Source organism: Stenotrophomonas sp. Bg11-02 (genome assembly GCF_002836635.1).
In the GTDB taxonomy this organism is placed as follows: Bacteria; Pseudomonadota; Gammaproteobacteria; order Xanthomonadales; family Xanthomonadaceae; genus Stenotrophomonas; species Stenotrophomonas lacuserhaii.
The window spans coordinates 104,060-120,026 of the sequence record NZ_PJAY01000060.1 but is presented as its reverse complement, the minus strand read 5'-3'; the positions used below and the strand labels follow the sequence as shown (position 1 = coordinate 120,026).

At 67.0% G+C, this 15,967-nt stretch carries 14 protein-coding genes and 1 pseudogene; 11 read left to right on the top strand and 4 right to left on the bottom strand.

Annotation, left to right across the window (positions count from 1 at the left end; genetic code table 11):
• The 7 genes and pseudogenes from lpxD to CXG43_RS10680 all read left to right on the top strand — a co-directional run bounded on the left by lpxD (position 1) and on the right by CXG43_RS10680 (position 9,334).
• Positions 1-1,023, top strand: coding sequence for a UDP-3-O-(3-hydroxymyristoyl)glucosamine N-acyltransferase (lpxD, locus tag CXG43_RS10710; protein ID WP_101099950.1), 1,023 nt, complete (start codon positions 1-3; stop codon positions 1,021-1,023).
• Complete coding sequence (gene fabZ / locus CXG43_RS10705; RefSeq protein WP_101099949.1) at positions 1,020-1,475, top strand: 3-hydroxyacyl-ACP dehydratase FabZ; 456 nt, start codon at positions 1,020-1,022, stop codon at positions 1,473-1,475. The genes lpxD and fabZ overlap by 4 nt, the downstream gene beginning before the upstream one ends.
• Before the next feature lie 19 nt (positions 1,476-1,494).
• The gene (lpxA, locus tag CXG43_RS10700; protein WP_042613829.1) at positions 1,495-2,286 is read left to right on the top strand and encodes an acyl-ACP--UDP-N-acetylglucosamine O-acyltransferase; all 792 of its coding nucleotides are present in this window, start codon (positions 1,495-1,497) and stop codon (positions 2,284-2,286) included.
• An 80-nt stretch (positions 2,287-2,366) separates the two neighbouring features.
• A pseudogene (lpxB, locus tag CXG43_RS10695) lies at positions 2,367-3,530 on the top strand (lipid-A-disaccharide synthase); the annotation flags it as partial.
• Positions 3,527-4,204, top strand: coding sequence for a ribonuclease HII (locus CXG43_RS10690; RefSeq protein ID WP_101099947.1), 678 nt, complete (start codon positions 3,527-3,529; stop codon positions 4,202-4,204). The pseudogene lpxB and the gene CXG43_RS10690, both read left to right, overlap by 4 nt.
• Before the next feature lie 514 nt (positions 4,205-4,718).
• Positions 4,719-8,300 (top strand): DNA polymerase III subunit alpha, encoded by a 3,582-nt coding sequence (gene dnaE / locus CXG43_RS10685; protein ID WP_101099946.1) that lies wholly within the window; start codon positions 4,719-4,721, stop codon positions 8,298-8,300.
• Positions 8,301-8,374: 74 nt separating this feature from the next.
• Positions 8,375-9,334 carry an acetyl-CoA carboxylase carboxyltransferase subunit alpha gene (locus CXG43_RS10680; protein WP_101099945.1) on the top strand — a complete coding sequence of 320 codons (960 nt, stop codon included), beginning with the start codon at positions 8,375-8,377 and terminating at the stop codon, positions 9,332-9,334.
• 185 nt (positions 9,335-9,519) lie between these two features.
• Here the strand turns inward: CXG43_RS10680 and CXG43_RS10675 are convergent, their stop codons facing one another.
• Positions 9,520-9,975, bottom strand: a complete 456-nt coding sequence (locus CXG43_RS10675) for a CopD family protein (protein WP_101099944.1) — start codon at positions 9,973-9,975, stop codon at positions 9,520-9,522.
• Positions 9,976-10,038: 63 nt separating this feature from the next.
• On the opposite strand from CXG43_RS10675, the gene CXG43_RS10670 reads away from it, so the two are divergent.
• Complete coding sequence (locus tag CXG43_RS10670; RefSeq protein WP_101099943.1) at positions 10,039-10,629, top strand: class I SAM-dependent methyltransferase; 591 nt, start codon at positions 10,039-10,041, stop codon at positions 10,627-10,629.
• Between the two features lie 95 nt (positions 10,630-10,724).
• Entirely contained in the window at positions 10,725-12,032 is a 1,308-nt protein-coding gene (gene phaZ, locus CXG43_RS10665; protein ID WP_101099942.1) for a polyhydroxyalkanoate depolymerase, read from the top strand.
• A 159-nt stretch (positions 12,033-12,191) separates the two neighbouring features.
• On the opposite strand, the gene CXG43_RS10660 is transcribed toward phaZ, so the two are convergent.
• Positions 12,192-13,214, bottom strand: coding sequence for a sensor domain-containing protein (locus CXG43_RS10660; RefSeq protein WP_101099941.1), 1,023 nt, complete (start codon positions 13,212-13,214; stop codon positions 12,192-12,194).
• Entirely contained in the window at positions 13,211-13,576 is a 366-nt protein-coding gene (locus CXG43_RS10655) for a PadR family transcriptional regulator (protein ID WP_057508663.1), read from the bottom strand. The genes CXG43_RS10660 and CXG43_RS10655 overlap by 4 nt, the downstream gene beginning before the upstream one ends.
• 155 nt (positions 13,577-13,731) lie before the next feature.
• On the opposite strand from CXG43_RS10655, the gene CXG43_RS10650 reads away from it, so the two are divergent.
• Positions 13,732-14,631 carry a peptidylprolyl isomerase gene (locus CXG43_RS10650; RefSeq protein WP_101099940.1) on the top strand — a complete coding sequence of 300 codons (900 nt, stop codon included), beginning with the start codon at positions 13,732-13,734 and terminating at the stop codon, positions 14,629-14,631.
• A gap of 141 nt (positions 14,632-14,772) precedes the next feature.
• Complete coding sequence (locus CXG43_RS10645; protein ID WP_101099939.1) at positions 14,773-15,066, top strand: hypothetical protein; 294 nt, start codon at positions 14,773-14,775, stop codon at positions 15,064-15,066.
• Positions 15,067-15,090: 24 nt separating this feature from the next.
• On the opposite strand, the gene CXG43_RS10640 is transcribed toward CXG43_RS10645, so the two are convergent.
• The gene (locus CXG43_RS10640; protein ID WP_101099938.1) at positions 15,091-15,897 is read right to left on the bottom strand and encodes a DUF4349 domain-containing protein; all 807 of its coding nucleotides are present in this window, start codon (positions 15,895-15,897) and stop codon (positions 15,091-15,093) included.
• Positions 15,898-15,967 lie beyond the last annotated feature (70 nt).

Here is a 15,967-nt window from a genome sequence, read left to right as displayed (position 1 = left end):
GTGAACACTCCTACCTACACCGCCCAGCAACTCGCCGAGCAGTTCGGCCTGCAGGTCCATGGCGATGCCTCCACCGTGATCGGTGGCGTGGCGACGCTGGCCCATGCCGGACCCGGCCAGCTCACCTTCCTGGCCAACCCGCGCTACCGCGCGCAGCTGGCCGACAGCCAGGCCGGCATCGTGGTGCTGCGCGCCGACGACGCCGAGGCCGCCCCCGGCACCGCGCTGGTCGCCAAGGATCCCTACAACACCTTCGCCCGCATCGCCGCCCTGTTCGACGTGGCGCCCACGCGCGCGCCGGGCATCCACCCCAGCGCGGTCATCGACCCCAGCGCGCAGGTGGCCGCCAGCGCCCACGTCGGCCCCTTCGTCACCATCGGCGAGCGCAGCGTGGTCGGTGAGAACTGCATCATCGGCGCCGGCAGCGTGATCGGCGAAGACTGCACGCTGGACAGCGGCTGCGAACTGATCGCCCGGGTCACCCTGGTCACCCGGGTGAAGCTGGGCAAGCGCGTGCGCATCCATCCCGGCGCGGTGCTGGGCGCCGATGGCTTCGGCCTGGCGATGGACGCCGGCAAGTGGATCAAGGTGCCGCAGCTGGGCGGCGTGCGTATCGGCGATGACTGCGAGATCGGCGCCAATACCTGCGTGGATCGTGGCGCCCTGGAAGACACCGTGCTGGCCGAAGACGTGCGCCTGGACAACCTGGTGCAGATCGCCCACAACGTACAGATCGGCGCCCATTCGGCGATCGCCGGCTGCACCGGCATCGCCGGCAGCGCCAAGATCGGCCGCTACTGCCTGCTGGGCGGTGCGGTAGGCGTGGTCGGCCACCTCGAAATCTGCGACAAGGTCGTGATCACCGGCAAATCGGTGGTGCGCAACTCCATTACCGAGCCAGGCGAATACTCGTCCGGCACCCCGTTGACCGACAACCGCACGTGGCGCAAGAACGCCGCGCGCTTCAAACAGCTCGATGCGCTGGCCCGTCGCATCCTGTCTGTGAGCAAGGAGAAGGAATGAGCCAGGAACAGACCCTGCCGGACATCGCCCAGATCCGGGCATTGATCCCGCACCGCTACCCTTTCCTGCTGGTGGACAAGGTCGTATCGCTCGACTTCGAGAACCGCAGGATCGTCGCGCGCAAGAACGTCAGCATCAACGAGCCGTTTTTCCTGGGGCATTTCCCGGAACAACCGATCATGCCCGGCGTGCTGATCATCGAAGCCATGGCGCAGGCCGGCGGCGTGCTGACCCAGCTCACGCTGGGCCGCGATGCACAGTCCAAGCTGTTCTACATGGTGAAGGTCGACAACGTCCGCTTCAGTGACAAGGTCGTTCCCGGCGATGTGCTGGAGATGCACGTGGAGATCAAGCGCGTGATCCGCAACATGGCGGTGTACGACTGCAAGGCCTTCGTCGACGGCAAGATCGTTGCGTGCGCCGAAGTCATGTGTGCCGGCACCCGCGAATAACCCAACAGGAGGACCACCGATGAGCGGACACGCTCCGTTGATCCACCCCACGGCGGCAATCGATCCGTCGGCGAAACTCGCCGATGGCGTCCGCGTGGGCGCGTTCACCCTGATCGGTGCCGATGTTGAAATCGGCGAGAACACCGAGATCGGACCGCATTGCAGTGTGCACGGTCCCACCCGGATCGGGCGCGACAACCGCTTCATCGGCCACGTGGCGGTGGGCGGCGAACCGCAGGACAAGAAGTACGCCGGCGAACGCACCGAACTGGTGATCGGCGACCGCAACGTGTTCCGTGAGTTCGTCACCCTCAACCGCGGCACCGGCGGCGGCGGTGGCATCACCACCGTGGGCAACGACAACTGGATGCTGGCCTATACGCACGTGGCGCATGACTGCCACGTCGGCAACCACTGCGTGTTTTCCAACAACACCACGTTGGCTGGCCATGTGACCGTGGGCGACCACGTGATCATCAGCGGCTTTGCCGGTGCGCACCAGTTCTGCCGCATCGGCGCGCATGCCTTCCTCGGCATGGGCGCGCTGACCAATGGCGACGTGCCGCCGTTCACCATGGTCGGCAGCGATTCGCTCGGCCGTCCGCGCGGCATCAACAGCGAAGGCCTCAAGCGCCGCGGTTTCGATGCCGAGCGCATCGCCAGCATCAAGCGCGCTTATCGCACGCTGTACGTCGCTGGGCTGCCCCTGGCCGAGGCCAAGGTGCAGCTGGCCGAACAGGCCCGCAGCAGCGAAGACGTGGCCGAACTGCTGGCGTTCATCGAGCAGGCCGAGCGGCCGCTGCTGCGATGAATCCTGCGCCGCTGCCGCCGACCGCTGCGGTCATCCCGTTCCGCGTGCACAACGCCAGCTTGCCGGCACACGTGGATCCGCGGCCGCTGCGCGTTGCGCTGGTGGCCGGCGAGGCCTCCGGCGACCTGCTCGGCGCAGGCCTGGTGAGCGAGCTCAAGGCCCGTTTCCCGAATGCTGAGTTCGCCGGCATCGGCGGTGACAGCATGCGCGGTGCCGGCTGCCAGACCTGGTTCGATGCCAGCGAGCTGGCGGTGATGGGCCTGACCGAAGTACTGCGCCACCTGCCACGCCTGCTGAAGCTGCGCGCGCAGTTCCGCCAGCGCGTGCTGGAGTGGCAGCCGGATGTGTTCATCGGCATCGATGCCCCGGACTTCAACCTGCCCGTGGAGCGCTGGCTGAAGCAGCGTGGCATCCGCACGGTGCACTACGTCAGCCCCTCGGTCTGGGCCTGGCGTGAGAAGCGTGCCGAGAAGATCGGCGCCAGCGCCGACCTGGTGCTGTGCCTGTTCCCGATGGAACCGCCGATCTATGCCCGGCACGGCATCGATGCGCGTTTCGTCGGCCACCCGATGGCCGATGACATTCCCCTGCACGTGGACCGCGAGCAGGCGCGCGCGGCGCTGGGCCTTCCGTCCAATGCCAAGGTCCTGGCGGTGCTGCCCGGCAGCCGGCTGGGTGAAATCAGCCGGCTCGGTGAACCGTTCTTCGAGGCGGCCTGGCAGGTATGCGAGCGCATTCCCGGCCTGCACGTGGTGGTACCGGCCGCCAACGCGGCCTGCCGTGCGCTGATCGATGAACAGTTGTCGCGCTCGGCGTTGCCGGTGGTGCATTCGCATGTGCTCGATGGCCAGGCACGTACTGCGATGATCGCCGCCGACGTGGTGGTGCTCGCTTCCGGTACCGCCACCCTGGAGGCGATGCTGGTGAAGCGGCCGATGGTGGTGGGCTACCGGGTCAACGAGCTGACCTACCGTCTCGTCAAGGCGCTGGGCCTGCTCAAGGTGGACCGCTATGCGCTGCCCAACATCCTGGCCAACAAGGATCTTGCGCCGGAATTGATGCAGCACGACTGCGTGCCGGAAAAGCTGGCCGCGGCGATCCAGCAGTGGTTCGACCATCCGCAGAAGATCATCGACCTGCAAGCGACCTACGAGCAGTTGCACGGAGCGCTGCGCCGCGATGCGTCGGCACGCGCGGCCGACGCGGTAGCCGAACTGGTCGCGCGCGGAGCGGTGGCCTCGTGAGCCGTCGCGGCGCTGCCGCCGCCTCGCTGGCGCTGTTCGGCGCGGGCGGTCCGGCCCCCGTGGTGGTGCAGCGCATTGCCGGCGTGGACGAAGCCGGTCGCGGTCCGTTGGCCGGTCCGGTCGCGGTGGCTGCGGTGGTGTTTGACCCGGCACGGCCACGCATCAACGGCCTGGATGATTCCAAACAGCTGACTGCCGCCCGCCGCGAGCAGTTGTACGACCGCATCATCGACCGCGCACTGGCCTTCCATGTGGTGCTGGTGGATGCGCCCACCGTGGACCGGCTGAACATCTACCAGGCCACGCTGCAGGGCATGCGCGAGGTGGTGGCCGCCGTCGCCCACGTGGCCGAACTGGCCCGCATCGATGGCAACGTGGTGCCCAAGGGCTTGGTACTGCCGGGCGAGGCGCTGATCGGCGGCGATGCCATCGACCGCGCGATCATGGCCGCCTCGATCCTTGCCAAGGTCAGCCGTGACCGGTACATGCAGCAGGCGCACATGCAGTACCCGCATTTTGGTTTCGACCAGCACAAAGGGTATGGCACACCGGCGCATCTGGCAGCGTTGCGCGCGCACGGCCCGTGCCTGGAGCACCGACGCAGTTTCGCGCCCGTGCGGGAGTGTCTGGCGGTGCCGGTTGCTGCTCCGGTGGAGATGGCGCTGGCGCTGTGAGTGGGTCGGCGAACGGGTGAGACCCCCCTCGCGGGTGGCTGGAAAGCCGCAGCGCTGGGTTGGGCCGGGCGGTGGCCGCCACCCGCGTAATGAAAAAGAAGAAAAGCGGTAGCGCCGACCCATGGTCGGCGGACACTGTCAGTCTCCTTTTCCCCCACCATCCGCCGACCATGGGTCGGCGCTACCAGGGCCGCCATGGACCTGTCGAAGGTGGGGCGGAGTGGGTTGGCGGGGGCGTAGAGCGCCATGGATGGCGCGAAACGAGGCCCGCAGGATGCGGTTGTTGCCGTCCCCCGCCAACCCACCCCGCCCCGCCAACCCATAGCAATGCAGCTGTTGACGTTGACGTTGCTTCGGCTTCGAAGCCCGCGCGCAGCGCGCAACACCCCGACGTCAAGACCTTGTCCGTACAGCCCCTCGCCGCTACCCTGAGCGGGCACTCCTGCGCACCTGCGACCCCGGCGGCCGTTCCTACGCCTGCTCCCGGGGCCGGTGCGCTCCAACCTGGTCCGGCATGTCCAACTCCCGTTTCGTCCATCTCCACGTCCACACCGAATTTTCGCTGGCGGATTCCACCATCCGCGTGCCGGCGAAGCCGGAACAGGCTGACCCGAAGAAGGCCAAACAGGCCAACCTGCTGTCGCGCGCGGTCGAACTTGGCCTGCCCGCGCTGGCCGTCACTGACCTGAACAACCTGTTCGCGCTGGTCAAGTTCTACAAGGCCGCCGAAGGCGTGGGCATCAAGCCCATCGCCGGCGCGGACGTGATGATCGCCGAGGAAGGCCAGGATCCCTGGCGGATGACCCTGCTGTGCCGTGACCGCGAAGGCTACCTCAGCCTGTCGCGCCTGCTGACGCGTGCGTGGATGGAAGGCCATCGCCCGGAAGGCGGCGTGGCCGTGCACCCTGAATGGCTGAAGGCCGGCTGCCAGAACCTGTTCGCACTCAGTGGCCGCGACAGCCTGGCAGGCCGCCTGGCCGCCGCTGGCAAGCACGACCTCGCCGAACAACAGCTGGCCGACTGGCAGCGGGTGTTCGGCGATGGCCTGCACCTGGAACTGACCCGCACCGGGCGCGAAGGCGAAGAGGCGTTCAACCAGTTCGCGCTGATGGCGGCCGGCCAGCGCGGCCTGCCGGTCATCGCCAGCAACGATGTGCGCTTCCTGCAACCCACCGATTTCAGCGCCCACGAAGCGCGCGTGTGCATCGCCTCCGGGCGCGTGCTGGATGATCCCAAGCGTCCGCGTGACTACAGCGACCAGCAGTACCTGAAGTCATCCGAAGAGATGTGCGCGCTGTTCGCCGACATCCCCGATGCGATCGACAACACCCGCGCGCTGGCCGAGCGCTGCAACATCGAAATGCGGCTGGGCACCTACTTCCTGCCCAACTACCCGGTGCCCGACGACGAGACGCTGGACAGCTGGATCCGCAGCGAAGCGCGCAAGGGCCTGGCGCTGCGCATGGAGAAGAACCCTGTAGCGCCTGGCATGACCTTGCAGGACTACAGCGACCGCCTGGAATTCGAGCTGGATACCATCATCAAGATGGGCTTCCCCGGCTACTTCCTGATCGTGGCCGACTTCATCCAGTGGGGCAAGAACCAGGGCATCCCGATCGGCCCGGGCCGTGGTTCCGGTGCCGGTTCGCTGGTGGCCTGGGCGCTGCAGATCACCGATCTCGACCCCCTGCCCTACAACCTGCTGTTCGAGCGCTTCCTCAATCCCGAACGCGTTTCGATGCCCGACTTCGACATCGACTTCTGCATGGACCGCCGCGACGAAGTCATCGACTACGTGGCGCGCAAGTACGGCCGCGAACGGGTCAGCCAGATCATCACCTACGGCACCATGGCGGCCAAGGCCGTAGTGCGCGACTGCGGGCGTGTGCTTGGCTTCCCGTACGGCCTGGTGGACAGCGTGGCCAAGCTGATCCCCAACATCCTGGGTATTTCGCTGAAGGATGCGATGGGCGAAGGCAAGGACAGCGAGATGGCCTCGCCGGAGCTGATCCAGCGCTACCAGAGCGAGGACGATGTCCGCGACCTGATCGACCTGGCCCGGCAGCTGGAAGACCTGACCCGCAACGCCGGCAAGCACGCCGGTGGCGTGGTCATCGCGCCGGAGCCGCTGGCCGAGTTCTGCCCGCTGTTCGCCGAGCACGATGAAAACGGCATCGGCCGCAATCCGGTCACCCAGTTCGACAAGAACGACGTGGAAGAAGTCGGCCTGGTGAAGTTCGACTTCCTCGGCCTGCGCACGCTGACCATCATCGACTGGGCGGTGAAGGCGATCAACAAGCGCCATGAGCGCGCCGGCATCCCGCCGGTGGACATCACCCAGTTGCCGCTGGACGACGCCCCCACCTACAAGGACATCTTCGCCTCGGGCAACACCGGCGCGGTGTTCCAGTTCGAATCCTCCGGCATGCGGCGCCTGCTGAAGGACGCCAAGCCGGACCGCTTCGAAGACCTGATCGCGCTGGTGTCGTTGTACCGCCCCGGCCCGATGGACCTGATTCCTTCCTTCGTCGACCGCAAGCATGGGCGCGAAGACGTGGAATACCCCGATCCGCGCACCGAGCGCATCCTGCGCGACACCTACGGCATCATGGTGTACCAGGAGCAGGTGATGCAGATGGCGCAGATCGTCGGCGGATATTCGCTGGGCGGCGCCGACCTGCTGCGTCGTGCGATGGGCAAGAAAGTGCCGGCCGAGATGGCCAAGCACCGCGAGATCTTCCGCGAAGGCGCGGCCAAGGACGGCGTCGGCGAGGCCAAGGCCGATGCGATCTTCGACCTGATGGAGAAGTTCGCCGGCTACGGTTTCAACAAATCCCACGCCGCCGCCTACGCACTGGTCAGCTACCAGACGGCCTGGTTGAAACGGCATTACCCGGCCGAGTTCATGGCCGCCACGCTGTCTTCGGACATGGACAATACCGAGAAGGTGGTCGGCTTCTTGGATGAGGTGCGCAACCTCGGCCTGACCGTGCTGCCGCCGAAGGTCAACCAGTCCGCCTACATGTTCGAAGCGGCCACGCCGGACACCATCCAGTACGGCCTGGGCGCGATCAAGGGCGTCGGCCAGGGCGCCTGCGAAGCGGTGGTCGACGAGCGCCTGCAGAACGGGCCCTATACCGACCTGCTGGATTTCTGCACGCGCATCGGTTCGGCCAAGCTCAACCGCCGCACGCTGGAAGCGATGATCAACTGCGGCGCACTGGATGAGCTGGGGCGCAATCGTGCCTCGCTGGCCCTGCAGTTGCCCGAAGTGATCAAGGCGACCGAGCAGATGGCGCGCGAGCGCGCGTCCGGCCAGAACTCGCTGTTCGGCGGTCCGGATCCAAATGCACCGGCGATCCACCTGGAACTGCAGGAAACCGACGAATGGCCACTGCTGCAGCGCCTGACCGGTGAGCGCGATACGCTGGGCTTCTACCTCAGCGGACACCCCTTCGATCCGCATCGGGAGGACGTGCGCGACCTGGTCGGCACCGATCTCGGCGCGGTGGAGAAGATCTGGAGTGCCGCCAGCGGCGGGGGCGGCGGTGGCGAAAAGCGCTGGCGCCCGGAAGTGCAGACGGTGCTGGCAGGTCAGGTCGTCGGGGTGCGCCGCAAAGGTGAAAGCCAGATCTTCATCCAGCTTGAAGACGGTCGCGGCCGGGTCGAGTGCAGTGCGTTTTCCGATGCGATGGCCGAGTTCGGCCACCTGATGACCAAGGACCGCATCCTGGTGGTCAAGGGCGGTCTGCGCGAGGACGAATTCAATGGCGGCTTCGCCCTGCGCATCCGCCAGTGCTGGGACTTCGACGAGGTCTGCGCGAACTACGCCACGCGGCTGTCGCTGCGCGTGGACCTGCGCCGCGAACGGCCGGTCTGGGAGCGCATCAATGCCCTGCTCGACCGCCATCGCCCCGGCCGCACGCCTCTGCGCCTGGACCTGCTGCTGAAGGACCCGGAAGGGTCGCTGGCGGGGATGCTGGACGTGGGCGGCGACAGCGCTGTACGCATCGATTCCAGGCTGATCCAGGCCCTGCGCGCCGACCCCGCCGTGCGCACGCTGAAGGTACGCTACAGCCCGCCGTGGGCGAGCTGACCAGACGACGGCGTACGGGGCATCCGCACGCATTCGGCTAAACTTCCCCCCTTACATTCATACGACGGCTTCCGATGAATCCGAACTACCTCGACTTCGAGCAACCCATCGCCGACCTGGAAGCCAAGATCCAGGAGCTGCGCAGCGCCAGCGCCGGTCCGGCGGTCAACGTTGAAGCCGAAGTAACGGCCCTGCGGGGCAAGCTGCGGACGCGCACCGCGCAGATCTTCCGCAACCTGACCTCATGGCAGGTGCTGCAGCTGGCCCGCCACCCGTCGCGTCCGTACACGCAGGATTACCTGCACCTGATGTTCGACGGGTTCCAGGAGCTGGCCGGCGACCGTGCCTTCGCCGACGACAAGGCGATCATGGGCGGCCTGGCCCGCCTCAATGGCCGCGCGGTCATGGTGATCGGCCACCAGAAGGGCCGCGACACCAAGGAAAAGATCAAGCGCAACTTCGGCATGCCCAAGCCGGAGGGTTACCGCAAGGCGCTGCGCCTGATGAAGATGGCCGAGCGTTTTGGCCTGCCGGTGCTGACCCTGATCGACACCGCCGGTGCCTGGCCGGGCATCGACGCCGAATCCCGTGGCCAGTCCGAAGCCATCGCGCGCAACCTGATGGAGATGGCCGAGCTGAAGGTGCCGGTGATCTGCACGGTGATCGGCGAAGGCGGCTCCGGCGGTGCACTGGCATTGGGCGTGGGCGACCGCACCATCATGCTGGAATACAGCGTGTATTCGACCATCAGCCCGGAAGGCTGCGCCTCGATCCTGTGGAAGGACGCCAGCAAGGCCAAGGACGCCGCCGAACAGCTGGGGCTGACCGCGCCGCGCCTGAAGGGCCTGGGCCTGATCGACAAAGTGGTGCGCGAGCCGACCGGCGGCGCACACCGCAACCCGGTGCAGATGGCCAAGCGCCTGAAGGCCGTGCTGGTCAACGAACTGGACGCCCTGCAGGGCCTGCCGACCGGCGAGCTGCTGGCCAAGCGCTACACGCGCCTGCGCAGCTACGGCACCTACGAAGCCGCATGACCTGACGCGCCGGACGATGTCCGGCGCCTCTCCGATCAGGTAGCTGGTAGCGCCGAGCCATGCTCGGCGGCTCTCCGATCAGGCATCTCCAGGCCGGATGCAGGCCGCGCTCCGCGCTCGCCGAGCATGGCTCGGCGCTACCGGCGCTACCGGCACGCCGACGCGCCGACGCTACCCGGCGTGGCTCAGAACGGCTTGGCCAGTACCAGCCATACGATCGGGATGGAGGCCAGCAGCGGGATCTCATTGATCCAGCGCAGCGCGCGCGAAGACGGCAGCGCGCGGCCCTTGGCCACGCCTTTCAGCAGCCGCCCGATCCAGATGAAATACCCCAGCAGCACCACCACCAGGCCCAGCTTGGCGTGCAGCCAGCCGGCTCCGCCCGGGGCCACCATGGTCGGGAAGTCCGGGATGACGCGGTAGCCCAGCCACAGCACCAGCCCCAGCACGAAGGCCAGGCCGAACATGCTGTGGCCGAAGCGGTACAGGCGCATCCCCATCAACTGCAGACGTTCGCTGACTGCCGCCTGCCCTGCCGTCTCGGCGATGTTGACCAGGATGCGCGGCAGGTAGAACACCGTCGCCATCCAGGCCACCACGAACACCAGGTGGAAGGTCTTGACCCAGAAGTAGGACTGCATGTGCTCGCTCCAGCGGCTGGCGTAGGATGAGCACCATTTTCACCGATGCGCAGGGCCACGTACATGCACAAGACCTACGACGCCGCTTATTTCCAGCACTGGTACCGGCGTGCCGATATCGGCGGCAGCGCGCGGCTGGCGCGCAAGGTCGCCTTGGCCGTGGCCAGCGCCGAGTACTACCTGGAACGCCCGATCCGCAGCGTGCTGGACATCGGCTGCGGCGAAGGCGCATGGCGCGCGCCGCTGCTGAAGCTGCGCCCGAAGCTGAGCTACCTGGGCTTTGACAGCAGCGACTACGCCGTGGGCCGCTACGGTCGCACCCGCAACCTGCACCCGGCCAGCTTCGGCGATTTCGCCTGGCTGCGGCCGTGCGCGCCGGTGGACCTGCTGATCTGCTCGGATGTGATGCATTACGTGCCCGACCGCGAGCTGCGTGCCGGTCTGGCGGGCATCGGCGAGCTGACCGGGGGCGTCGCCTTCCTGGAGACCTTCGCCGCCGAGGACGACTTCGACGGGGACCACGAAGGCTTCCACCCCCGGCCGGCCCGCTGGTACCGGCGCGAACTGGGCAAGCACGGCCTGGCCCCGATCGGTTCGCATTGCTGGCTGGGCGCCTCCTTGGGCCAGGAAGCTTCGGCGCTGGAAACGGCCTGAACGGGTGCCGGCAGGTCTGCGACCCCAATTAATATTACGCCGCGCCGGATCGGGTATGCTGCACGGCAACATATGACCATACATATTGAGTCGATATGCTCTACCAGCTTCACGAATTGACCCGTAACCTGCTGGCCCCCTGGGTCCACCAGGCCCAGGCAAATGCCCACTTCTTCAACAATGCCGGCCACTGGTGGGGGCAGATGCCCGGGGCTGATCGCCTGGCGGCGATGAACGAGCTGTTCCATCGCCTGGGCAAGGATTACGAGAAGCCCGAGTGGGGCATCAACGAGATCGAGGTGGACGGCGAGCGCGTGCCGATCGTGGTCCACGAAGAGGTCAGCAAGCCGTTCTGCAAGCTGCTGCGCTTCAAGCGGCACAGCAACGAAGCCGACCAGCTGCACACCATGCTCAACCAGCCGTTCGTGCTGGTGGTGGCGCCGTTGTCCGGCCACCACGCCACGCTGCTGCGCGATACCGTGCGCACCCTGCTGCGCGACCATCGCGTGTACGTGACCGACTGGGTCGATGCACGCATGGTGCCGGGCAGCGAAGGCGAGTTCGGGCTGGATGATTACGTGGAGTACATCCAGGATTTCATCCGCCACCTCGGCGTGGAGCGGCTGCATGTGGTGAGCGTGTGCCAGCCCACCGTACCGGTACTGGCTGCGGTTTCGCTGATGGCCAGCCGCGGTGAACCGACGCCGAAGTCGCTGGTGATGATGGGCGGTCCGATCGATGCGCGCTGCAGCCCGACCGCAGTGAACAACCTGGCCACCCAGAACCCGCTGTCGTGGTTCGAGAACAACGTCATCCACACCGTGCCGCCGAGCTACCCTGGCGCCGGCCGCCGCGTGTATCCAGGCTTCCTGCAGCACGCCGGCTTCCTGTCCATGAACCCCAGCCGGCATTTCAGCTCGCACTGGGATTTCTACGCCGACCTGGTCAAGGGCGACCTGGAAGATGCCGATGCGCACCGGCGTTTCTACGACGAGTACAACGCGGTGCTGGACATGCCGGCCAAGTACTACCTGGATACCATCAGCGTGGTGTTCCAGGATTTCCTGCTGCCGCGCGGCGAGTGGTACATCAAGGGTGAGAAGGTCGACCCTTCGGCCATCCGCGATACCGCGCTGTTGAGCATCGAAGGCGAACTGGACGATATCGCCGGCCTCGGCCAGACCGAAGCGGCGCAGTCGCTGTGCACGGGCATCGCCGAGGACCGCCGCGAGCATTTCATCGTCGAAGGCGCCGGCCATTACGGCATCTTCAGCGGCCGTCGCTGGCGCGAAGTGGTGTACCCGAAGGTGCGCGATTTCTTCGCCGCCAATGCCGAAGCACCGGCCTCGGCGAAGCCGAAGAAGAAGAGCAACGTCACCCCGTTGCGGCGGAAAGCTAGCTGACAACCGGCGTTGGCGCTGACGGCCAGCGGCCGTCACTACCGTTGGACCAAGGTAGCGCCGAGCCATGCTCGGCGGCATTTCGATCCAGCATCGTGGTGGCTGACACAGGCCGCGCTGCGCGCTCGCCGAGCATGGCTCGGCGCTACCGGCCCGCCGCCCCTACAGCCGCACCAGCAGGTGCTTGGCCAGGGTGCCGTGCATCCTACCGACCGCCCGCGCCAAGTGCAGCGTGCCGAACAGCAGCAGCCCGCCGGCCAGTGCGAGCAGCGGCGTGGCCCAAGCGCCTTCCAGCAGCGGCAGGCCATTGATGGTCACCCCGGTGTAGGCACCCGGAAACCAGACCGCCACCGGCGACCAGATCAACGCCAGCGAAAGCGCCAGCAACGTCGTCGCCACGGTGAAATACGCGATACCCAGCGGCAGCATCAGCACGAAGTACAGCAGGGTGAGCCAGGTGCGGCCATCGGTGAACATGTCGCCGATCCGCTGCAGCCAGCTGCGGCTGCGGTCGCTGAAGCGCGGCCGGCGCGGCATGCGCTCGCCCAGCAGCACCTCCACCAGCCGCCCCTCCAGCAGCGACAGCCCGCGGATGGAACCGAAGAACAGCACCGCCACCGGTACGCCGATGATCAGGATCAGCAGGCCCAGCGACAGCGACAGGCCGGTCACCACCCAGCTGAAGAAGAAGGTGCCCGTCGCCAGCGACAGCAGCATGTAGAACAGGGCGCCATAGGTGTGCGGATCCACCGCTACGCCGAAGAATCGCGCCGCCAGCGAGCGCGGCGGCGACGGCGGCGGATCCGGGATGGCCGGACCGGATGCCGCCACGCCTGCCGCCGGTGGCACCGCATCGAAGCCGCTGCCCAATGCAGGGGTGGTCGCAACACGTGTTCCGAGCGGCGTCTTCGGCGTGCGCAGCGCGCGGTTCACCGTCAGCTCGGTTTCGCGGTAGATCTCGGCCACCTCGTCCGGCGCGCCGTAGCTGCCGGCCACGTCGGCGATCACCTCGCGCTCGCTGCGCCCCGGCTGTGCGGCCAGTTCCGAACGCAGGTACTCCTCGGCGTCGTACAGCGCATCCTGGACCATCGCCGGATCGGCATCGTGCAGCGCCGCGCGCAACTGCGCCAGGTAATCAGGAATGGTCGCCGGCAGGGTCCTGCCCATGGTGTGTTCGATGTTCATTGCAGTACGCCCTCCAGAACGGAATCGACGGAATCGCGGGTGGCACGCCAGGCCTGGATCCACTGCTCCAGCACGGCGCGTCCCTGCTCGGTGATGCGGTAGTAGCGTCGCGGCGGGCCGCTGGTGGAAGGCTCTACGTGGCTTTGCAGCAGGCCGGCCCCTTCCAGGTTGCGCAGCACCGGGTACAGGGCGCTCTGCTTGCCACTCAGCACGCCCTCGCCCACCTGCTCCAGCTCCTTGGCGATCAGGTAGCCGTACAGCGGCTCCGGTGCCTTGGCCAACACCGCCATCAGCGCCAGCGATACGGTCCCCGCACTGAGCTCCTTCTGGAATTTCTTCAGCTGGATCTCTTCATCGACCATGGCGGCATCTCCACTACGTTGAAGTGAACAATAGTGCGGAGTTCGACCTAGTGGAATAGGCCGGACGTCACGGTGCCGTGCGGCAACCGCGCCGGGCGCTGGCAGGAAACGGTGGCCTCGCGCATGATCGGGCTCTCTTTCCTGAAAGGCTCACCATGGACCGTCGCCCTGCCCTGTTGGCGCTTGCCCTGGCCACCTGCCTGCTGCCTTCGCTGGCCCCCGCGGCCACGCCCTACCGCAGCGCGCAGCAGATCCTGGAAGCCGCACCCGACCGCGACTGGCGCACGCCTGACCCGGCCAACCTGCTGTACATGGACCTGCCCGCCGGAAGGGTGATCATCGAGCTGGCGCCGCAGTTCGCGCCGCGCCACGTGGCCAACATCCAGACCTTTGCCCACGAACATTTCTGGGACGGCACCAGCATCTACCGGTCCCAGGACAACTTCGTGGTGCAGTTCGGCGATGCCGACGCCGACGACGCCGCCAAGGCCCGGCCGATGGGATCGGCGCAGAAGAAACTGCCGGCCGAATTCGAACGGGCCACGGCGGGATTGAAGGTCAGCCCGCTGCCGGACCGCGATGGCTGGGCGTCGCGCACCGGTTTCGTCGACGGCTTCCCGGTCGGCCAGGACATGAAGGAGGGCAGGACCTGGCTGGCGCACTGCTATGGCGCGCTGGGCGCGGGTCGCAACAATGACGAAGACAGCAGCGTAGGCGCCGAACTGTACGTGGTCACCGGCCAGTCGCCGCGCCAGCTGGACCGCAACATCACCGTGGTCGGCCGTGTGCTGAAGGGAATGGAACTGCTCAGCGCGGTGCCGCGGGGTCCGGCGCCGATGGGCTTCTATGCCGACCCGAAGCAGCGTACGCCGATCACCTCGATACGCCGCGCCAGCGATGTCCCCGCCGCCGAACGCACGCCGATCCAGGTACTGCGCACCGACTCGAAAACCTTCGCCGATACCGTGGAAGCCCGTCGCAACCGCGTCGATGATTTCTACAAACGACCGGCCGGGCACATCGATCTGTGCAACATTCCGGTGCCGGTGCGGTAACGCGCAGCGGCGCTGGCTGACCGCCACGCGGCCCGTGCAGCGCCGTACAGAACGCGTGAGCACGGGCCCCGCTCCGCCCTCACCCGCTCTTTTCCGCCGGCTGGCTAGGCTGGAGTCCTGTTTCCCATCAGGACAACCCCCATGGCTTTGCTGCGACTGCGAATCACCGGAACCGAAGACGACGCGCGTGCGATCAGCGACCTGCTGCTCGGCATCGAAGGCATCGAGCATGTCGAGGAAACCGACGACCTGATGCCGAAGATGGACGATGACGATTCCAGTTCGGCCGGCCTGTCCGATGACATCGGCCCGGGCAGCCATGAACTGGAAGTGGAAGTGGGCAACGAAAGCACCGCGCAGAAGGTGCGCGATGCGGTACAGGAGCTCGCCCTGGAGCTGGATGTCTTCGTCGAATACGAGACCGACGAGGGCTGATCCGGCGCGCGTGAAGGGGCGGGGTCAACCCGCCCTGCGCGCACGTCGCCGGCGCCACAGGCGCAGGCCGATCCAACCGATGATGCTGACGATCACCAGCACCGGCAGCAGCGCGGCGATGGCCCGTATGAGGTACGCGATGCTGGTGGTCAGGATGGCTCCGGATTCTGACAGCGCCATGCCGATTTCATTGCGGCTGCGCTGGCCGGACGGTGCGTTGAACTGCATCGTCACCAGTTGCGTGTCGATGCGTCGGCGCTGCTGGGCCGCATCCTTGTTGGCCTGTTCCACCCCCGCCTCGATCTCCGACAGCCGCTGGGTGATGACCAGCAGGTCGGCCAGCTTGATGTCCTTGCTGTCCTGGTAGGCAAGCAGCCGATCGTGCTCCTTCTGCAGGCGCGCCTTGGCCAATGCAGTGTCCGCTACCTGCTGGGCGAGGTCTTCGGCATGGGTGTTGCGCGAGGACACCTCCCCGCCCTGCCCGGCCAGTCCGATGATCGGCTCCACGCCCTTCGGCGCGATGCGCACGCGGATCGAACCGCTGGGGTACTCACCGCCCTGCTGCCCCACCTGCAGCACCGCACAGTCGCCGAATCGGGCGGATTGGCAGGCGTCGGCGATCTGCTTGACCCGCGGGCCGATCTTCGCCGCATCCAGGCGGATGTCCAGGTCATGTTCGTAGGCCAGCGATGCGCCTTCCGGCGACACCACCGCACCGGCAGCGCCGGCACCCGCTTCGGCCGCCGCCTCATGCCGTCCGCAGCCGGCCAGGGTCAGCAGCATGGCCAGCGCGCCGACCCAGCGCGGATGACGCCGTGCTTCCTTGTGCATTCTGTCTCGTCCCTGCGTTGGAGTGGCGACGATGGTAATCCTTTGGCACGCAGACAGGGCGACGCCCGCG

Bases quoted from the DNA above. Each gene is read 5' to 3' on its own strand.
- fabZ (WP_101099949.1), top strand. From the start codon at position 1,020: ATGAGCCAGGAACAGACCCTGCCGGACATCGCCCAGATCCGGGCATTG.
- lpxA (WP_042613829.1), top strand. From the start codon at position 1,495: ATGAGCGGACACGCTCCGTTGATCCACCCCACGGCGGCAATCGATCCG.
- dnaE (WP_101099946.1), top strand. From the start codon at position 4,719: ATGTCCAACTCCCGTTTCGTCCATCTCCACGTCCACACCGAATTTTCG.
- CXG43_RS10680 (WP_101099945.1), top strand. From the start codon at position 8,375: ATGAATCCGAACTACCTCGACTTCGAGCAACCCATCGCCGACCTGGAA.
- CXG43_RS10675 (WP_101099944.1), bottom strand. From the start codon at position 9,975: ATGCAGTCCTACTTCTGGGTCAAGACCTTCCACCTGGTGTTCGTGGTG.
- CXG43_RS10670 (WP_101099943.1), top strand. From the start codon at position 10,039: ATGCACAAGACCTACGACGCCGCTTATTTCCAGCACTGGTACCGGCGT.
- phaZ (WP_101099942.1), top strand. From the start codon at position 10,725: ATGCTCTACCAGCTTCACGAATTGACCCGTAACCTGCTGGCCCCCTGG.
- CXG43_RS10660 (WP_101099941.1), bottom strand. From the start codon at position 13,214: ATGAACATCGAACACACCATGGGCAGGACCCTGCCGGCGACCATTCCT.
- CXG43_RS10655 (WP_057508663.1), bottom strand. From the start codon at position 13,576: ATGGTCGATGAAGAGATCCAGCTGAAGAAATTCCAGAAGGAGCTCAGT.
- CXG43_RS10650 (WP_101099940.1), top strand. From the start codon at position 13,732: ATGGACCGTCGCCCTGCCCTGTTGGCGCTTGCCCTGGCCACCTGCCTG.
- CXG43_RS10645 (WP_101099939.1), top strand. From the start codon at position 14,773: ATGGCTTTGCTGCGACTGCGAATCACCGGAACCGAAGACGACGCGCGT.
- CXG43_RS10640 (WP_101099938.1), bottom strand. From the start codon at position 15,897: ATGCACAAGGAAGCACGGCGTCATCCGCGCTGGGTCGGCGCGCTGGCC.